The sequence below is a fragment of the Parafrankia sp. Ea1.12 genome (genome assembly GCF_900465275.1).
GTDB classification, from domain to species: Bacteria; Actinomycetota; Actinomycetes; order Frankiales; family Frankiaceae; genus Parafrankia; species Parafrankia soli.
Window position 1 is genome coordinate 1 of sequence record NZ_UBIZ01000085.1, and the last position, 17,327, is coordinate 17,327.

Consider the following 17,327-nt stretch of genomic DNA (forward strand, 5'->3'; position numbering starts at 1 on the left):
GGTGGTGGGGTGGTGCTTGCCGTTTTCCTTGTGGTCCGTGTGACGCGGCGGAGAACCCTACGGGGGGAGGGTATGGGCGTAGGGTTCGGTGGGTATTGGGAACCGTTCGGACGAAAGCATCGCGAGGAGGCGTCGCCATGTCCGTCACCAGCATCGTGACCACTTACAGCGTCACCGGGATGACCTGCGGGCACTGCGCCGCGGCGGTCAGCGAGGAGATCTCGCGGCTGCCTGTGGTGACGTCCGTGGACGCCGACGCTCCCAGTGGCCGGGTGGCCGTGACGAGCACCGGCGAGCTGGACGACGCGGCCGTCCAGGCCGCCGTCGAGGAGGCCGGCTACACCCTGACCGGCCGCCTCTGACCAACGCCCCCGGCCGCGGCCCGAACCTGGCGGCGGCCGGGGGCTGGTGGCGGGGAGGCTAGCGGCGGGAGGCCAGCCGCTCCGCGACCTCGGCCGCCCAGTAGGTGAGGATGATGTCGGCTCCCGCCCGGTGGATGGCGGTAAGCGTCTCCATGATGACCCGGTCGCGGTCGAGCCACCCGTTGGCCGCGGCGGCCTCGACCATCGCGTACTCGCCGGAGACCTGGTAGGCGGCGACCGGGACGTCCACGGAGTCGGCGACCGCGCGCAGGACGTCCAGGTAGGCCAGGGCGGGCTTCACCATCACGGCGTCCGCGCCCTCGGCCAGGTCCAGCTCCACCTCGCGCAGCGCCTCACCGGCCGAGCGGGCTGGATCCTGCTGGTAGCCGGCCCGGTCGCCGAACTGGGGGGCGCACAGGGCGGCCTCCCGGAACGGGCCGTAGAAGGCCGAGGCGTACTTCGCCGAGTAGGCCATGATCGGGATGTCGGTGTGGCCACCGCCGTCCAGCGCGGTGCGGATCGCCGCGACCTGGCCGTCCATCATGCCGCTGGGGGCGATCATCTCGACGCCGGCGGCGGCCTGGGCCAGCGCGATCTCGCCGTAGCGGACGAGGGTCGCGTCGTTGTCGACCTCGCCCGTGGCCGTGAGCAGGCCGCAGTGACCGTGGTCGGTGTACTCGTCCAGGCAGAGGTCGGCCATGATCACCGTGTCGCCGCCGACCTCGGACACGAGGTCGGCGATGGCAAGCTGGACGATGCCGGCCGGGTCGTCGGCGGACGAGCCGCGGGCGTCCTTGTGCTCGGGCACGCCGAACAGGATGATGCCGCCGACGCCGGCCGCGGCCGCCTCGGCCGCCGCCTTGCGCAGCGAGGAACGGGTGTGCTGCACGACGCCGGGCATCGAGGAGATCGGGACCGGCTCGGGCACACCCTCCCGGACGAACATCGGCAGGATGAGGTCGGCGGGATGCAGCCGGACGTCGGCCACCATCCGCCGCAGCGCGGCCCCGCGGCGCAGCCGCCGCGGGCGCGCCACGGGGAAACCGACGGCCGACCGCCCGGGCCCCGCGATCACCGCCGGGAACCCCGGCGCGGCTTGGGCAGCCTGGCGGCGAGCGGGCCGACCTTGCCGAGCTCCTCGCGGTGCTCGGCGGCGAACTCCGCCAGCGACGCGACGAGCGACGGGATCGACGCCTCGGTCGCCTGGACGTCCACCCGCAGGCCGAGCTCCTGGGCGGTCGCGGCCGTCGCCGGGCCGATCACCGCGATGACGGTGGTCTCGTGGGGCTTGCCGGCGATTCCGACCAGGTTGCGCACCGTGGAGGAGGAGGTGAAGACCACCGCGTCGACCCGGCCGCCCTTGAGGGCCTCGCGGATCGGCGCGGGCGGCGGCGCGGCGCGCACCGTCCGGTAGGCGGTGACGTCGTCCACCTGCCAGCCGCGGTCCTTGACGCCGGCGACGAGGGTGTCGGTGGCGATGTCGGCGCGCGGCAGGAGAACCCGGTCGAGCAGGTCGAGCGACTCGTCGAACTCGGGCCAGTCCTCGAGCAGGCCCTCGCTGGACTGCTGGCCGGCGGGCACCAGGTCGGGGCGGATACCGAAGGCGCGCAGCGCGTCCGCGGTGGCCTCGCCGATCGCGGCGACCTTGACGCCGGCGAAGGCGCGGGCGTCCAGGCTGCGCTCCTCGACCTTCTCCTGCACCGCCTTGACGGCGTTCACCGAGGTGAAGGCGACCCACTGGTAGCGGCCGGAGACCAGCCCGGTGATGGCGCGCTCCATCGGCGCGGCCGTCCGCGGCGGCTCGACGGCGATCGTCGGCACCTCCAGCGGACTCGCCCCGTGGGCGCGCAGCGAGTCGGAGAGGATCGCCGCCTGCTCCTTCGTCCGGGGCACCAGCACCGTCCAGCCGAACAGGGCGCGGGTCTCCCACCAGGACAGCTTCGCCCGGGTCGCGACGACCGGGCCGACGGAGATGATGACCTCGTTCGGCGGGTTCGCGGTGGCGTTGAGCATCGGCGCGACGTCGGCCTCGATCCGGTCGAGGGTCGAGGTGACGGTGCGCTGGTCGGTGGTCGTGCCGTCGACGGTGACCGCGACGGGGGTGTCACCGGCGCGGCCGTGCTCGACCAGCGCGGTCGCCACCTTGCCGATCTCGGTGGGGCCGGCGGTGACGATCAGCGTGCCGGGGGCCTGCGCGAGCGCGCCCCAGTCGACGTCGCCCGGTGTGGTGGGCACGCCGAGACCACCGAAGCCGGTAGGGGTGCCCAGGCCGAGGGGCGCGCCGAAGCCGCCGCCTACGCCCAGCGGGCCGCCGCCGAGGCTCGGCATCGACCGGCCGCCGAGGCGGGACGTCCCGAAGGGGGGCGGGGTGAGCGGGCCGACCGGGTCGCCGACGCCGAACGGTGAGGCCGAGGCGACCGAACCCGAGGACGAGAAGACACCCGACGTGCTGGCGAAGGTGACCGGGCTGCCCGGCGCGACACCGGCGTAGGTCGCGACCGCGGCGGAGGTCGAGACACCGGGAACCACCCGGTAGGGGATCTTGGCCTTGGCCAGCGACTGCGCGTCCGCCGCGCCGATCCGGGTCAGCCACGGGTCCGAGGCGTAGAGCCGGACGACCTTGTCCCCGGCCCGTGCCCGGCTGACGACCGCGGCGGTCGCGGCCTCCGCGTCCCGCACCGGCTTCGGGGCGTCGAGGTCACCGATCCGCAGCACCTCGGCCGACAGCGACTCGACCACCTCGGACGGTACGTCCGGGTCGGCGACCACCACGTCGGCAGCGGTGAGAGTCTCCACGGCGAGGACCGTGAGCAGCCCCGGATCACGGGGACCGGCGCCCACAAGCGCGACCGGGGACACGGGCTTCTTGGTACGTCGGGTGGCCATGCTCAGCTTGTTCCCATCAGCGTGTGTGCTCCGGCGGACAACAGCTCGTCCGCGAGGCGCTGCCCGAGCGCCTCCGGGTCGACGGCAGAACCGGTGAGCTCGCGCCGCAGGACCCTGCCTCCATCCGGCGCGGCGACCACCGCCCGCAGGCGGATCTCACCCACGGCGGGCGCATCGTCACCGCCCGCGACCGGGCGTGCGTCGGTACCCGGAAGCACGTGGGCCAGAGCACCTACCGGAGCGGTACAACCGGCCTCGATGCCCGCCAGGAAGGCACGCTCGGCTCGGACCGCGACGGAGGACGTTGCGTCGTCGAGCACAAACCGTAGCAGCTCCGCGAGTCCCTCATCGAAGCCCCGGCCCGCTTCTGGTCCGGTCTGGTCGTGGGCTGGTCCGCCGCCGGCCGGGGTGCGCACGCACTCGATCGCCAGCGCGCCCTGCCCGGGAGCGGGCAGCATCACCTCGGGTGAGATGATCTCGGTGACCGCGTCGAGGCGGTCGAGGCGGTCGAGGCCGGCGTGCGCGAGCACCACCGCATCCACCTCGCCGTCGATGGCCTTCTTGATCCGGGTGTCGACGTTGCCGCGGATCGGGACGACCTCGAAGCCGTGGCCGAGCGCGAGCAGCTGGGCGGCCCGCCGCGGCGACCCCGTCCCGACCCGCGCGCCCGGACCCAGCTCGCTCAGGCGCCGGCCGCTGGGCGAGACGAGGACGTCCCGGGTGTCGGCCCGGCGCGGGACGGCGGCCAGGACGAGTCCGTCCGGGGTGGCCGTCGGCAGGTCCTTGAGCGAGTGGACGGCGAGGTCGATCTCACCGGCGAGCAGGGCGTCACGCAGCGCGCTGACAAAGACGCCCGTTCCACCGATCTGGGTGATCGCCACCTGCGACTGATCACCCGCGGTAACGATCGGGACGAGTTCCACGGGCCGGCTCAGCCGGGTCCGCAGCGTCTCGGCCACTTTCTCGGACTGGGCCCGCGCCAACGCGGAACGCCGGGTGCCCAGTCGCAGCGGCCGCCGCGCCAGGAGCGCGTGTGCTCGTGCCTCGGGCCCTCGGGTCACTGTCACGTTCTCTCCACCAGATCCAGATCAGGGGCGGAGACGATGGCCGGCACGTCACGCGGCAGGTCGAAGAGCTCGCGCAGGGCCTCGGCGTAGGAGTCACCGCCAGGCGCCTCGGCGAGCTGCTGGACGCGCACCGTGGGCGCGTGCAGCAGCTTGTCGACGACCCGCCGCACAGTGCCGGAGACCATGTCCCACTCACGGTTGTCAAGGTCGGGCAGGCGGGTGCGCAGCCGGTCCAGCTCGTCGCGCACCACCGCCGCCGCGTGGGCCCGCAGCGCCACCACGGTCGGGGCGACCCGCTCGGCACGCCGCCGGTCGAGGAACCCGGCCACCTCGGTGGTCACGAGGGCCCGGACGGCCTCCACGTCATGGGCCACCTGCGCCCCGTCCAGGGCGACCCGCAGGGCCTCGATGTCGATCAGGGTCACCCCGGGGAGCTCGCGCACCGCCGGGTCGATGTCGCGCGGCAGCGCGAGGTCGAGGAAGACCAGCGGCCGGGCGCCGCGGCCCGCCAGCGAGGCGCGCACCACGTCGTGGCCGACGACGAGCCCGGAGGCTCCGGTCGACGAGATCACGAGATCCGCGCGGCCGACCTCGTGGGCGATCTCGGCCAGCCCGACCGCGCGGGCGTCGTGCAGATCGGCGACCCGGGCCGCGCGGGCCGCCGTCCGGTTCGCGACGACGACGTCACCGGCGCCGGCCCGGCGCACGGTCTGGGCCGCCAGCGAACCGACCGCGCCGGCCCCGATGATCAGCACCCGGGCCCCGGCGAGCGGGGCGGGGCCCGTCACCTCGACCGGGGCCGTCAGCTCGGGGCGCAGCAGCGCCTCCACCGCGTCACCCGGGTCGCATCCGGGGGACGCGACGGGCGCGACGAGCATGTCCGGCCGGCGGGCCTGCAGGTCGAAGGCGGCCATCCGGACGCCGACCGAGACGATCGAGGCCCCCGCGGCGTCGATGGAGGTCTCGGTGTGGGCCCGCTTGCCGACCCGCAGCGCGGTCTGGAACAGGTTGGCGAGCGTGCCGCTGGTCACCTCGGCAGACTGGGCCAGCCGGAACGCGGCGCGGACCTGGCCGAGGATCTGCGTCTCGCCGACCAGCATCGAGTCGAGGCCGCAGACCACCGAGAAGAGGTGGCTGACGGCGCGGGCCTCATGGTGGACGTACAGGTGCGAGGCGAGATCGGTCAGCGGTACCCCGCACACGCGGCTCAGCTGGTCGGAGATGTCGGCCAGGCCGCCGTGGAAGGTCTCCACCTCGGCGTAGATCTCGGTGCGGTTGCAGGTGGAGAGCAGCACCGCCTCGCTGAGATGATCCGCCGCGACGAGATCGTGCAGCACCTTCGGCGCGTCGTCGGCGGAGACCGCGGCGAGCTCGAGCAGCGAGGTCGGGGCCGTCCGGTGGTTCAGGCCCACCGCGAGCAGGCTCACTCCGCCTCACCCCCGTGAGTGGCGGCCGGCATCGGCACCTCCGGCGCCTGCGCCATCCGTGCCGCCTCCGGCGCCTGCGCCGCCTGTGCCGCCCGCGACTGCCGCGCCACCGGCTGCGCCAGCGGTGAAGGCTGCGCCAAGGGTGACGGTGGCACCATCCGACGGGTCATCCGCACGACCTCACCAGCCTCGTCATCCACGAATCCGCCCGACCCCGGCTGATCGCCGACCACCACGCCCCCCGCGCCGGGGGCCCGGCCTGGCGACGGACGTTTACGCGCTTCGTGAAAGGAGAGAATCTGCAGTTCCAGGGCAAGGTCGACCTTACGCACATCCACTCCCTCGGGCACCGAAAGCACCGTGGGGGCGAAGTTCAGGATGCTGGTCACGCCCGCTGCCACGAGGCGGTCGCAGACGCTCTGCGCCGCGGCCGCCGGCGTGGAGATCACGCCGATGGTCACCTGGCAGTCCTCGATGACCGCCTCCAGCTCGTCGACCGGGCGAACGACGACCTCACCGACCCGCTCACCCACCCTGGACGGATCGGCGTCCACCAATGCCGCGATGCGGAACCCTCGGGCATGGAAGCCGCCGTATCCGGCAAGTGCATGCCCGAGGTTACCCACGCCAACGAGGACGACCGAGCGGTCTTCGGTCAGGCCGAGCTCGGCCGATATGCACTCAAGGAGCACACCCACGTCGTACCCGACTCCGCGCGTGCCGTACGAGCCGAGCTGGGAGAGGTCCTTGCGTACCTTCGCCGACGTCACGCCGGCGGTCGCGGCGAGCGTGTCCGAGGACACCGTGTGCACGCCGCGCTCGCCGAGCGCCGTCAGCACACGGAGGTAGAGGGGCAACCTGGCCACTGTCGCCTCGGGCACCGGCGACCGCCCCGGTACCCGCCCGGCACCCCGCCGAGGTTGACCCATCCGCGGCTCCCGACGTTGCTCGACAGTGCGGGCCGGCGGCACTACCGCCCGATGCCGACCTCTGGGCCGGTCCTGATTCCGACCTCGAAGCCGGCCTCAACGGCGGCCGCGAAGCCGGCCCGGAGGCCGGTGCGGGCCGAACGGGCGCGCCCGACCCGGCGGTCACCGCGGCCGACGACCGCATCTGCGGACCCGTCGAGTCTACGACTTCGTGAAGGGATTCACGAAGTTCCCGATGCGGGGCTCCTGCCGGACCGGCCTGAGCCACCGGACCTGCCGGTCAGCCAGGACCACCGGTCGCCGGCGAGCGCGCGCCGCAGCCGCTGCTCCTCCACCCGCCAGTAGCCGTGCTCCCGGCCGTCGACCAGGATCACCGGGACCCGGTCGCCGTAGGTGTCCGCCGTGCGCGGGTCGGCGTCGACGTCGAGCTCCCGCCAGCCGGCCCCGACATCGGCGCTCACCCGCTCGATCACCTGGCGCGCGTCGTCGCACAGGTGGCAGCCCACCCGGGTGAGCAGGGTGATCCGGACGCCGGGCACCTCGCCCCCGGCGGCACCGTCACCGGCGGGGCTGTCGGCGGTGACGTGGTCACCGGCGACATGCGCGGGAGTCGATGTGGCCCCTTGGGGGCCCTGTTCGCGGTTGGGCCCGGACGTCCCGGCGGCGACCTCGGTCATCTCATCGACGATAGTCCCCCGCCACAGCAGGGATACCGCCCCTGCGAGGCCGCCCCGACGGTCGCCGGTAACCGGGCTCACGGTACGGTTCCCGGTCCCCACCGTCAGCCAACCGGCTACAGCCAGCTACTCGGCGACTATGGTGGAGTCGTTGTCCGGCCATCCTCCGTACCGCGGCCGGCACCGAAGTACTACGCGCCACCATGCCAACACACCAGGTAACCGCGACACGACGGCAGGTCACCAGAGCACCACGGCAGTGACCCGGCCCCACCCCTCGCCCGCGAAGATCGCGACCGCCCGCGACGTCCATGTTCGGGAGCCCGCATGCGCCTGCCCGCGGCACCGGCCACCCTGCCCGCGGGACCGGCGGCGCCACGGTGGGCACTCGCCCCGGCCGCGGCGCGGTCGACCTTCGCCCCGGCGGCGGCGCGCCGGGGCCTCACTCCGGCCGCGGCGCGGTGGGCTCCTGCCGCGGCGGCGCCGTCCCAGTTCGACGACCCGCTGGCCGTCGGCGTCGCCACCCTGCGCGCGGAGATCGCCCGCGCCCGCCGGGCAGGGCTGCTCGGCGTGCTCCCGGTGCTGCTGGGCGCCGCGATGGCCACCGCCCGGACGGCGACCGCTCACTCCATCCGGGTCGAGCCGGTCGGGCCGCACACGGAGGACGTCCGTCCCTTCACCGACGGTCCCGCGGACGGTCTGGGCATGCCCGACCCGCGCAGGGACGCCGATCTCGTCGGTCGGGCGATCCGCGGGGAGCGGGAGGCCTTCGGCCTCATCTACGACCGGTACGCCGAGTTCCTCTACCGCTACGCCTACTACCGCGTCGGCGGCAACCGCGCGGTGGCCGAGGACGTGGTCTCCGAGACGTTCCTACGGGCGCTGACCCGGATCTCGACCTTCGAGTGGCAGGGCCGCGACATCGGGGCCTGGCTGGTCACCATCGCCCGCAACCACATCGTGGACCTCGCCCGCTCGGGCCGGGCCCGGCTGGAGTTCCCGACCGCCGACCTGCTCGCGGCCGCGGACGGCCACCCGGGCGCGGGCGCCGCCGTTCCCGGCCCGGAGGACGCGGTGCTGGCCGCGCTGGACATCCGCGAGGTGCTCGAGGCGCTGGGAACACTCGGGCCGGAGCAGCGGGAGTGCGTGACGCTGCGGTTCCTCGAGGGGCTGTCCGTCCGGGAGACCGCGCGGGCGATGAACAAGAAGGAGGGCGCGGTGCGTGCGCTGCAGCTACGGGCCGTGCGGACGCTGGCCCGGCATCTGCCCACGGCGCGCACCGACTGACCAGCCACATCGGCTGACCAGCCACATCGGCTGACCATTCGCACCAGCTGAGACCATTCGCGTCGACTGACTGTTCGCATCGACTGACTGTTCGCGCCGACTGACCGCGGATGGCCCACCATGCGGTCCCGGCGGCGCCACGGGTCGTAGGCTGACCACACGGCGCGGCACTCGACGCGGCCGGGCAACCAGATTCGCTCCGGATGTCGGCGGGCGTGGCCAGGACCGGGCCGGTCGGCCACCGGCGACGGCGACCGGACCGGCACGGAGATGACCATGAGAGTGCGACGACGCAAGGATCACCTGGGTGGCCGCGAGGCCGCGGAGGCGGCGGCGACGGCCGCGCTGAAGGTGGCTGCCGAGGAAGTGGCCAAGGCCCCGCCGGACGAGTCCGCCGCTGCCTTCTTCGACGTCGACAACACGATGATGGCCGGCGCGTCCATCTTCTACTTCGCCCGCGGGCTGGCCGCCCGCGACTTCTTCGACTCCCGTGACCTGCTGAAGTTCGGCTGGCAGCACGTCAGCTACCGGCTGCGCGGCCTGGAGGACCCGAACGGGATGCGGGACGCCCGGGAGGCGGCCCTGGCGTTCGTCGCCGGACGCAGCGTGACGGACATCGTCCGTTACGGCGAGGAGATCTACGACGAGCGGATGGCCCAGCAGATCTACTCGGGCACCCACGCCCTGGCCCAGCAGCACCTCGACGCCGGGCAGCGGGTCTGGCTGGTCACCGCCACCCCGGTGGAACTCGCCTCGATCATCGCCCGCCGGCTGAGCCTCACCGGCGCGCTGGGTACCGTCAGCGAGGTGGCGGACGGCAAGTACACCGGGCACCTCGTCGGGGAGCCGCTACACGGGCCGGCCAAGGGCGCGGCCGTGCAGGCGCTGGCCGAACGGGAGGGCCTCGACCTGTCCCGCTGCTGGGCCTACTCCGACTCGGTGAACGACCTGCCGATGCTCTCCCTCGTCGGCCATCCCGTGGCCATCAACCCGGACCCGGACCTGCGCGCCGTCGCCAAGGAGCGCGGCTGGCTGATCAAGGACTTCCGGACGGCACGCAAGGCAGCCAAGATCGGCATTCCGACGGCCGCCGGGATCGGTGCCCTCGGCGGCGGCGTCGCTGCCGGCATGGCGCTGCGCCGCCGCTACGGCGGAACCTGACGGTCAGGATGACGCGGGCCCGACGGAGGCCCGTCGGGCCGCGGCGATCAGAAGAACACCGAGCGGCGCTGCATCAGCAGGCCGTACAGCGTGTGCTGGATCGTCTCGCGGATGCGGTCGGTGAGCTCGAAGACGAGCATCGGGTCCTCGGCCGCGGCCTGCGTGTACTCGGTGGTGTCCACCGGCTCACCGAACTCGATGATCCACTTGCTCGGCAGCGGGACGAGCCCCAGCAGCCCCAGCCAGGGGAAGGTCGGCGTGATCGGGAGGTAGGGCAGCCCCAGCAGCCGCGCCAGCGTCCTGGCGTTGCCGACCATCGGGTAGATCTCCTCGGCGCCCACGACCGTGCACGGGACGATCGGCACCCCGGTGCGCAGCGCCGCGGAGACGAACCCGCCGCGACCGAACCGCTGGAGCTTGTAGCGGTCGCTGAACGGCTTGCCGATGCCCTTGAAGCCCTCCGGCCACACCCCGACCAGATGCCCCGCTCCCAGCAGACGCTCGGCGTCCGCCTGGCAGGCGAGGGTGTTGCCGGTCTTGCGGGCCAACGGCGCGAGGAACGGCAGGGCGAACACCAGGTCCGCGGCCAGCATCCGCAGGTGACGGTGGGCCGGGTGGTGGTCGAGAATCGCCAGGGCGGTCATCAGCGCGTCGAGGGGTACCGTCCCCGAGTGGTTCGAGACGACGAGCGCCCCGCCCTTGTCCGGAATGTTCTCCAGGCCCCGGGTCTCGACCCGGAAATAGCTCCGGTAGATCGGGCGTAGCAGCGGCGCCACGATGTGCTCGGTCAGGTCGGGGTCGAAGCCGTGCTCGTCCACCGTGTAGTCCCCGGTGATGCGGCGCCGCAGGAAGGCGAGCAGCTCGGCGAGCACCCGCTCCAGCTCACCGGCGTCCGCGACCGGCTCGGCCGGTGGCCCGACCGCCTCGCCACCAGGATCCGCGCCGCTACCAGGGCCCGCCTTGCCGCCAGGGGCGGTGCCGGTGCCGGTGCCGGCACCGGCACTGCCCGGACCGCCCGCATCACGTGAACGGTCGGCACCGTCGGCACTGTCGGCACCGCGAGAACGGCCGGCGGCGTCAGCACCGCCTGGATGGTCGGCGCCGTTCGGGCCGCTCGAGCCGTTCAGAGCACCGGCACCTCCCCGGCCGGGGAGGACGGCCAGGTCATCGAGGCCGTCGAGGCCCGCCCGCGTTCCGGGCTCGCGCTGGCTGCCGGTGCCGGCCCGGCTGGAACCGGATCGTCCGGAACCAGGCCGGACCGTCCGACTCGCGGCGCCGGTCGCGCGCGCGCTCGTCCCGTTGGGCGAGCGCCTGGTCCCCTCGGGTCGCGGCGGCGGCGGACCGGCCGCCCCCGGGGGACCGGCGCGTCCATCCGGTGGCATCGGCACGTCGGCCCCTCTCCGCGAGCTGGTGTCCCGCTCGCCCATCAGGACGTGCCGAGCAGCCGGCGTCGGGCGAGCACGCCCTGAAGGCCGTGCTCCACCCGCGAGACCAGCTCGTGGTCGATGGTGAACCGCAGTCCGCGGTCCTGGACGAAACTGTCGAACGTCGCGACGGTCGTGTACTGAGGAACGTATCCGAACACCTCTTTGAGCTTGGTGGTGTCCACCGCGCGCCCGTGCGCGAGGAACCCGAGCTGCTCGGAGGAGAAGTCGACGAGCCGCAGCCGGCGGGCGATGTTGCCCAACGACCCGATCGCGGGGAAGGGCACCGGCAGCGCCGGCCGCCCGGCCCGCCGGATCGCCTGCGAGAGCAGGAGCACACCGTCCCCGGCCACATTGAAGGTGCCGGCGTGGGTCTCCCGGGTGGCCTTCAGGAGTACCGCCATCGCGTCGTCGGAGTGCAGCAGCTGAATCCGTGGGTCGAAGCCGAGGACCGTCGGGACCAGCGGAAGGTCGAGGTACCGCGCGAGCGGGCTGTCCACTCGCGGGCCGAGCACGTTCGCCAGGCGCAGCACCGTCACCGCGATGTCGGGGCGCCTCCGGCCGAAGCCTCGGACGTACCCCTCGACCTCGACGGCATCCTTGGCGTAACCGCCGCCGGGAAGGCCGCGCGGTTCCATCTCCTCGGTGAACAGCGCGGGGTCGCGCGGTGACGAACCGTAGATCGACGTCGTCGACTTCACCACCAGTTTCTTCACCCCGGGGGTCTTCTGGCAGGCGGCGAGGAGCTGCATCGTCCCGATGACGTTGATCTCCTTCATCGCCGTGCGCCCGCCGGCGCCGAGCGGCGTGGCGAGCACACTCAGATGCAGGACGGTGTCGATGGCGGCGGTGGAGATGACCTTCGCGATCAGCGGGTTTCGGATGTCCACCCGAACGAACTGGGTCCGGCCGAGATCCGCCGTCGGGGCGATGGTGTCGACCCCGACCACGTCGACGATCTCGGGGTCGCCGGCGAGTGCGGCCGCGACCTCGGCGCCCAGCGGACGCGACACTCCTGTCACAAGCACGCGACGTGGCCTCATGGTCGCCTCCCCGGCATGACCTACCGACTCGGCCAGCGGCCGGCCTCGCGGGGTCATCGTACGCCGCGCACCACCCTCATCGCTGCGTAGCGTCACATCAAGGCACACGGAAAGCTACGGAGAGTAGCAAGACTACGGTCGGCGACGCACGACACGGGATGCCAGTCGTGTCAGACCCGCTCGCGCACCACGCTCCGACGTCAGGCGAGCCCACGCACCGCGCTCACCGGGATCCGGGCGCCGTCCCGGGGGACCTGGGCGACGACGACGGCGTCGCCGCGCCGCAGGCGCAGCACCTCGGCCGCCCGGCCGCAGTTCACCGCGATCATGACCTGGCGCAGCGCGTCCTCGCAGAGCGCGATCTCGCCGGGCGGGACCTCGCCGTAGGTGTGCGCGAAGGGCATGGTGAGCAGCCGACCGTCGGCGCGCACCTCCACCCTGTCCCCGAGCAGGATGCCGGCGGCCTCGAGCTCGGCCCTGGTCATGTTCAACGAGAGGTTCCCGAAGTGGTCCACCGAGAGCACCTCGCCGTGGACGTGGTCGTCGTCCACGTGGCACACCCGTGGCTCCACGACGACCAGCTCCCCCGGGTCGATCCTGGGGCCGACGTCGGCCGGAGGCAGGCCCGTCGCGAGCCGCGCCACGACCGGCGCGTAGACGTCACGGCCACGGAAGACAGCGGTGGGCAGCGGGAGCCAGAGGTCCGGGTTGGAGATCTCGTAGGCCTCCTCGACGCCGCCCAGGGCCTCCCAGCCCAGCGAGGCGACGCCGTTGTCCGGGGCGACGAACGTCGATCCGTCCGCGGCGCGGGCGACGACACCGCGGGTGTAGCCGCTGGCGTCGAGCTGCTCGACGACCACGAGGTGGATTCCCCTCGGCAGGTAGCCGACCGCGCCGACCAGCGTCACGGCCGCCTGGCCGATGTCCTGCGGCGCAATCGAGTGGCACAGGTCGATGACCCGGGCGTCCGGCGCGTGCCGGGCGATGATCCCGTGACAGACGCCGACGCAGGCGCCGTCCACTCCGTAGTCGGACATGAATGTGATCCACGCGCTGCCCATGTGACCCCCTGTGCCCGGACGGCGTCGTTGCCGACCTTGCAACCAGCCTGCCATACGGTCACCAGGACCGCATGGACGAGCACACAGCGCGAAACAGGTCTGTTACTCGGCTGTCCGGGCCGGGACAGCGGCCGCAACGGGCCGACGTGAGCGGGCCTGACCGCGGGAACCGTGGCTTGACGATGGGAACCGTGGCAGCCGGAAGGGACCCGCCGACGACGCGGCGGCACGTCCGGGATCCGCGCCCCTTGTGATCCGTGCCGCCCCGGCGTCCGCCGGCCCGCCGCCGCTACTTCTTGTTACGGCGCTGGACTCGCGTCCGCTTGAGCAGCTTGCGGTGCTTCTTCTTGGCCATACGCTTGCGACGCTTCTTGATTACGGAACCCACGTACCCGACCGATCTGTTGACGAGGTTTTTCCGAGCGAGCCTACCCGCCGGAACCCCCCGGCAAGACGACCGGTGCGGATCCCGGCCGGTGCCGGGACGGCGCTAGGACGCGCCGAGTTCCCGGGAACGCGCCCACGCCGCCTCGACCGCGTCGAGGACGGCCGCCCGTACCCCGCCGCGGTCGAGCTGCCGCAGCGCGGCCACGGTCGTCCCGCCAGGCGAGGTGACCGCCTCCCGCAGCAGCGACGGGTGCTCGCCCGCGGCCCCACCCGCGCCATCCGAGTCACCCGAGTCACCCGAGTCACCCGGGTCGCCGGCGCCGGGGTCGCGCAGCATGCGCGCGGATCCGGCGGCGGTCTGCACGACGAGCTCGGCCGCCAGCGCGCGCGGCAGGCCCAGCAGCACACCGCCCTCGATCATCGCCTCGATCAGGTAGAAGAAATAGGCCGGGCCGCTGCCCGACAGGGCCGTGACCGCGTCAAGCTGGGTCTCCGTCACCCGGACGACGCGACCGACCGGGCGGAGCATCTCCTCGACCGCGGCGACATGCTCGTCGCCGGCACCCGGCCCGGCGCACACCGCGGACATCGCCTCGCCGACGAGCAGCGGCGTGTTCGTCATCACCCGCACGACGGGGGTGCCCGGTGCCAGCCGCTCGGCGACGAACGCCGAGGTGACCCCGGCCGCCACCGAGACGACCAGCGTCCCGGGCGCGACGTGCGGAGCGAGCTGGGCGAGGACCGTGCCCATGTCCTGCGGCTTGGTCGCCAGGACGACGACACCGGCCTTCGCCGCCGCGGCGGCGGGATCCACCACCTCGACGCCGTACCGCCGGGTGATCTCGGCGGCCCGGCCCGGGTCGCGCTCGGCCGCGACGACCTCGGACGGCGTCCGCCCCGCCCGCAGCAGCCCGGACATCAGGGCGCCGCCGAGCCGGCCGGCCCCGACGATCGCGACAACGCTCGAACCCACCACCGAACACTTCCCTTCGCTCCGGTGCCCACCGCATCCGACGGCGACCACGCCGATGAAGGTTATGACCCGGGCTGCTCGGGACGTCCCATCGCTCTCACCAGTCGCGCCCCGCGCCCGGGACCGGGCCGAAAAGCGGGTCGGGCTCGGCGGGCTCGCGCCCGGCGCGCGGATCCCGGACGGGCTCGAGCACGTGGTCCCCGGCGTGGTCGGCGGGGCCGTGCCCGGCTCCGTCGAGACGGTCGAGGCCCTGGTCACGCCCGGGACCCCTGCTCTCCCCGGGCCCCCGCCCGTATGCCGGGCCGTGGCCGTGGGCAGGGCCGTGACCGTTCCCCGGGCCGTGGCCGTACGCCGGCGCATGACTGGGCCCCGGCACGTGACCGTGGCCCGGCACGTGACCCAGGGCCTGGCCGTGGGCGGGGCTGTGCGCAGGGCTGTGGCCGTACGCGGGCGCGTGGCCGGGTGCCGGGCCGGGCCGGTGGCCGGCCGGATGGGCGACCCCGGGCAGGCGGCCGGGCTCGGCGGGATCGGCCGGGCGGCCGGGGCGGTCGCGCCCGGCCCGCGGGCCGGTCCCGTGGGCAGGGGGCGCGCCGGGGTCGAACGTCGAGGGAAGGTGGAGGTTCATGGTGTCGCCGCCCATCGACGCCGCCGGCCCCCGCCGGGGAGCGCCCATGGCCGGGCCAGCGTCCGCGGCCGATCCGGGGCCGCGGTTGAGGGCCGGGTAGGCCGCCCAGTCCGGGATGGGGGTCGGTTCGAACCCACCGGCGTGCGTAGCGCCCACCGCCGGCCCGTGTTCGTACACGGGTGGCCCGTCGGCGCGGTCGTAGACCACCTCGCCGGCCCGGGGCCCGCTCGGGCGCGGAACGGCCGGCATCGGCTGCGAATCCGGATCGTGGGAGTAGCCGGCCCGGGCCGGCCCGGGCCCGGCCGGGCCGCCGCGGCCCGGGTAACCCTCGTCCACCCAGTCGACGTCGCCGTCCGACCAGTCTCCCGGCCGAGGCGGGGCGCCGGCCCGGCCACCGCGCCCGTCCGCCTGCTCGGCGTCGGCGGCGCTCGTGCCGACACCGGCGAGCACCGGCTCCAGCTCGGGCAGCTCCGGCAGCTCGGACAGGTCCCGCTCCCGCGGCTCCCGCGGGCCGGCCTTGGCCGGCACCTGGGCGGGGGCCCCCGCCGGGCCCGCGGCGGCGGCGGGGCGGGCCGGGCCACGCGGGGTGTCCGCCCACTTCGGCCGGCGCGCGATGATGGGCTTCTCGATGAAGCGGTTCGAGAAGTAGGCCGTGATCGTGGTGCAGACTGCGGCGACGACCACCGACGGCCAGAGCCCGATCCGCGGCACGAGCTGGCCGGCGGCGGCCGAGATGAACGGGTAGTGCCACAGGTAGATGCTGTAGGTGATCTTTCCGGTCCAGGCCATCTTCGGCGAGCCGAGCAGCCGCACCCACCGGGCGTCCCGGTTGACGTCGGCGCCGATGATCAGCAGCGCGCCCAGGGCCGCGCTCGGCACGTAGGCCCCGTAGTCGATCCAGTTCGCTTCCGGGAGGTCCTTGTTCGGCCCGAGGAAGGCCAGCAGGAACAGCACGATGCCGGCGGGAAGGCCGAGGGCGGCCAGTCGCCGTCCGCTCGTCCAGCGTTCGACGGCGGCGGCGGTCGCCGCGGAGTGAGCTCCGGTCGAGGCCTTCTTACCGTCGCCCTTCCCGCCGCCGTCCTTCCTGTCGCCGTCCTTCTTGTCGCGGACCACCGGGGTCGCCAGCGCGCGCAGCCGGTTGTCCCGCCAGACCGCGACGAGGCAGCCGATGAGCAGCGGGGCGATGTGGGTGTCGGGCGCGAGGTAGACCCGGCTGCGCGGGGCCCCGTTGGCGGCCATCATGTACGTCCAGCCCATGATCAGGCCGATCGAGGCGATCAGGAACGTCAACAGGTACGGGCGCAGCCGCGCGGAGCGGACGAAGAGCAGGAAGACCCACGGCCAGACCAGGTAGAACTGCTCCTCCATCGACAACGACCAGACGTGGGCCAGCCAGCGCCCGCCGCCCAGCGGGTTCTCGACCTTGTACCAGTTGTTGACGTTGAGGAACGTCGAGAGGGCGCTCTTGATGTAGTCGTCGCGGTATGGGATGTCATCCCACTTGAAGGCGACCGTGATGGCCAGGCCGAGCAGAAGATAGACCCACATCACCGGCATCAGCTTGTACGCGCGCCGGACGAGGAAGCGCCCGATCGAGACGGTGCCCGTGCGGGCCTGCTCGGCCAGCAGCAGGGTCGTGATCAGGAACCCGCTGAGCACGCAGAACATGTCGACGGCCACGTTGCTGGCGTGGATGGCGCCCATGTGACCGGCGAGGATGATGTAGATGCAGATCACGCGCAGACCGTCGAGCGCCGGGTTGTAGGCGAACTTCGCCGCCGCCGTCGCCTCCGCGTCGGTGGGCTGCCGGGTCTCGGCTGGCCCGGCCGGCGGGCGCGGGGTGGGCTTCGCCCGCCTGGCCGCCCCCGGCGGGCCGTCGGTCATCGGAAGCGAACCGGCTCTCACGATCGTGCGTCCCCTCCTCCAGCCAGGGACGCACGTGGCGACCGGGTGTGAGCACCCGGCAGACCCCTGGACCGCCGTCCGGCCGCGGGCCGCCCCGCGGCCGGACGGCGGTC

General features: G+C 73.6%; 15 protein-coding genes. 3 read left to right on the forward strand and 12 right to left on the reverse strand.

The window, feature by feature from the left end; all coding sequences use genetic code 11:
* The first annotated feature begins 137 nt into the window (after window positions 1-137).
* Entirely contained in the window at window positions 138-362 is a 225-nt protein-coding gene (locus FMEAI12_RS01245) for a heavy-metal-associated domain-containing protein (protein ID WP_020463551.1), read from the forward strand.
* 58 nt (window positions 363-420) lie between these two features.
* Here FMEAI12_RS01245 and hemB read toward each other — a convergent pair whose 3' ends face one another.
* The 6 genes from hemB to FMEAI12_RS01275 all read right to left on the reverse strand — a co-directional run bounded on the left by hemB (window position 421) and on the right by FMEAI12_RS01275 (window position 7,348).
* Window positions 421-1,398 (reverse strand): porphobilinogen synthase, encoded by a 978-nt coding sequence (hemB, locus tag FMEAI12_RS01250; protein WP_235013574.1) that lies wholly within the window; start codon window positions 1,396-1,398, stop codon window positions 421-423.
* Between the two features lie 35 nt (window positions 1,399-1,433).
* Window positions 1,434-3,248, reverse strand: a complete 1,815-nt coding sequence (locus FMEAI12_RS01255) for a uroporphyrinogen-III synthase (protein ID WP_112104682.1) — start codon at window positions 3,246-3,248, stop codon at window positions 1,434-1,436.
* 2 nt (window positions 3,249-3,250) lie between these two features.
* Window positions 3,251-4,315: a hydroxymethylbilane synthase gene (hemC, locus tag FMEAI12_RS01260; RefSeq protein WP_112104683.1), complete on the reverse strand. Its 1,065-nt coding sequence runs from the start codon at window positions 4,313-4,315 to the stop codon at window positions 3,251-3,253.
* A complete protein-coding gene (locus FMEAI12_RS01265; RefSeq protein ID WP_071066482.1) occupies window positions 4,312-5,742 on the reverse strand; it encodes a glutamyl-tRNA reductase in 1,431 nt (476 codons plus the stop codon). Before FMEAI12_RS01265 ends, hemC begins: the two co-directional genes overlap by 4 nt.
* Entirely contained in the window at window positions 5,739-6,671 is a 933-nt protein-coding gene (locus tag FMEAI12_RS01270; RefSeq protein ID WP_071066483.1) for a redox-sensing transcriptional repressor Rex, read from the reverse strand. Before FMEAI12_RS01270 ends, FMEAI12_RS01265 begins: the two co-directional genes overlap by 4 nt.
* Before the next feature lie 221 nt (window positions 6,672-6,892).
* Window positions 6,893-7,348, reverse strand: coding sequence for a glutaredoxin family protein (locus tag FMEAI12_RS01275; protein ID WP_112104684.1), 456 nt, complete (start codon window positions 7,346-7,348; stop codon window positions 6,893-6,895).
* A gap of 327 nt (window positions 7,349-7,675) precedes the next feature.
* On the opposite strand from FMEAI12_RS01275, the gene FMEAI12_RS01280 reads away from it, so the two are divergent.
* Together FMEAI12_RS01280 and FMEAI12_RS01285 are read left to right on the forward strand one after the other, a co-directional pair.
* The gene (locus FMEAI12_RS01280; RefSeq protein ID WP_112104685.1) at window positions 7,676-8,635 is read left to right on the forward strand and encodes a sigma-70 family RNA polymerase sigma factor; all 960 of its coding nucleotides are present in this window, start codon (window positions 7,676-7,678) and stop codon (window positions 8,633-8,635) included.
* A 276-nt stretch (window positions 8,636-8,911) separates the two neighbouring features.
* Window positions 8,912-9,796, forward strand: coding sequence for an HAD family phosphatase (locus tag FMEAI12_RS01285; protein WP_020463559.1), 885 nt, complete (start codon window positions 8,912-8,914; stop codon window positions 9,794-9,796).
* 47 nt (window positions 9,797-9,843) lie between these two features.
* Here FMEAI12_RS01285 and FMEAI12_RS37635 read toward each other — a convergent pair whose 3' ends face one another.
* The 6 genes from FMEAI12_RS37635 to FMEAI12_RS01315 form a co-directional block, all read right to left on the reverse strand.
* Window positions 9,844-11,184: a lysophospholipid acyltransferase family protein gene (locus FMEAI12_RS37635; protein ID WP_368672044.1), complete on the reverse strand. Its 1,341-nt coding sequence runs from the start codon at window positions 11,182-11,184 to the stop codon at window positions 9,844-9,846.
* 38 nt (window positions 11,185-11,222) lie between these two features.
* Complete coding sequence (locus FMEAI12_RS01295) at window positions 11,223-12,263, reverse strand: NAD-dependent epimerase/dehydratase family protein (protein ID WP_112104686.1); 1,041 nt, start codon at window positions 12,261-12,263, stop codon at window positions 11,223-11,225.
* 200 nt (window positions 12,264-12,463) lie between these two features.
* Complete coding sequence (locus FMEAI12_RS01300) at window positions 12,464-13,300, reverse strand: SAM-dependent chlorinase/fluorinase (protein ID WP_235013575.1); 837 nt, start codon at window positions 13,298-13,300, stop codon at window positions 12,464-12,466.
* Between the two features lie 313 nt (window positions 13,301-13,613).
* On the reverse strand, window positions 13,614-13,712 hold the full coding sequence (locus FMEAI12_RS01305; RefSeq protein ID WP_003948845.1) for an AURKAIP1/COX24 domain-containing protein: 99 nt from the start codon (window positions 13,710-13,712) through the stop codon (window positions 13,614-13,616).
* Between the two features lie 102 nt (window positions 13,713-13,814).
* Window positions 13,815-14,687 (reverse strand): pyrroline-5-carboxylate reductase, encoded by an 873-nt coding sequence (gene proC / locus FMEAI12_RS01310; protein WP_112104688.1) that lies wholly within the window; start codon window positions 14,685-14,687, stop codon window positions 13,815-13,817.
* 94 nt (window positions 14,688-14,781) lie between these two features.
* A complete protein-coding gene (locus tag FMEAI12_RS01315) occupies window positions 14,782-17,193 on the reverse strand; it encodes an acyltransferase (protein WP_235013576.1) in 2,412 nt (803 codons plus the stop codon).
* Window positions 17,194-17,327 lie beyond the last annotated feature (134 nt).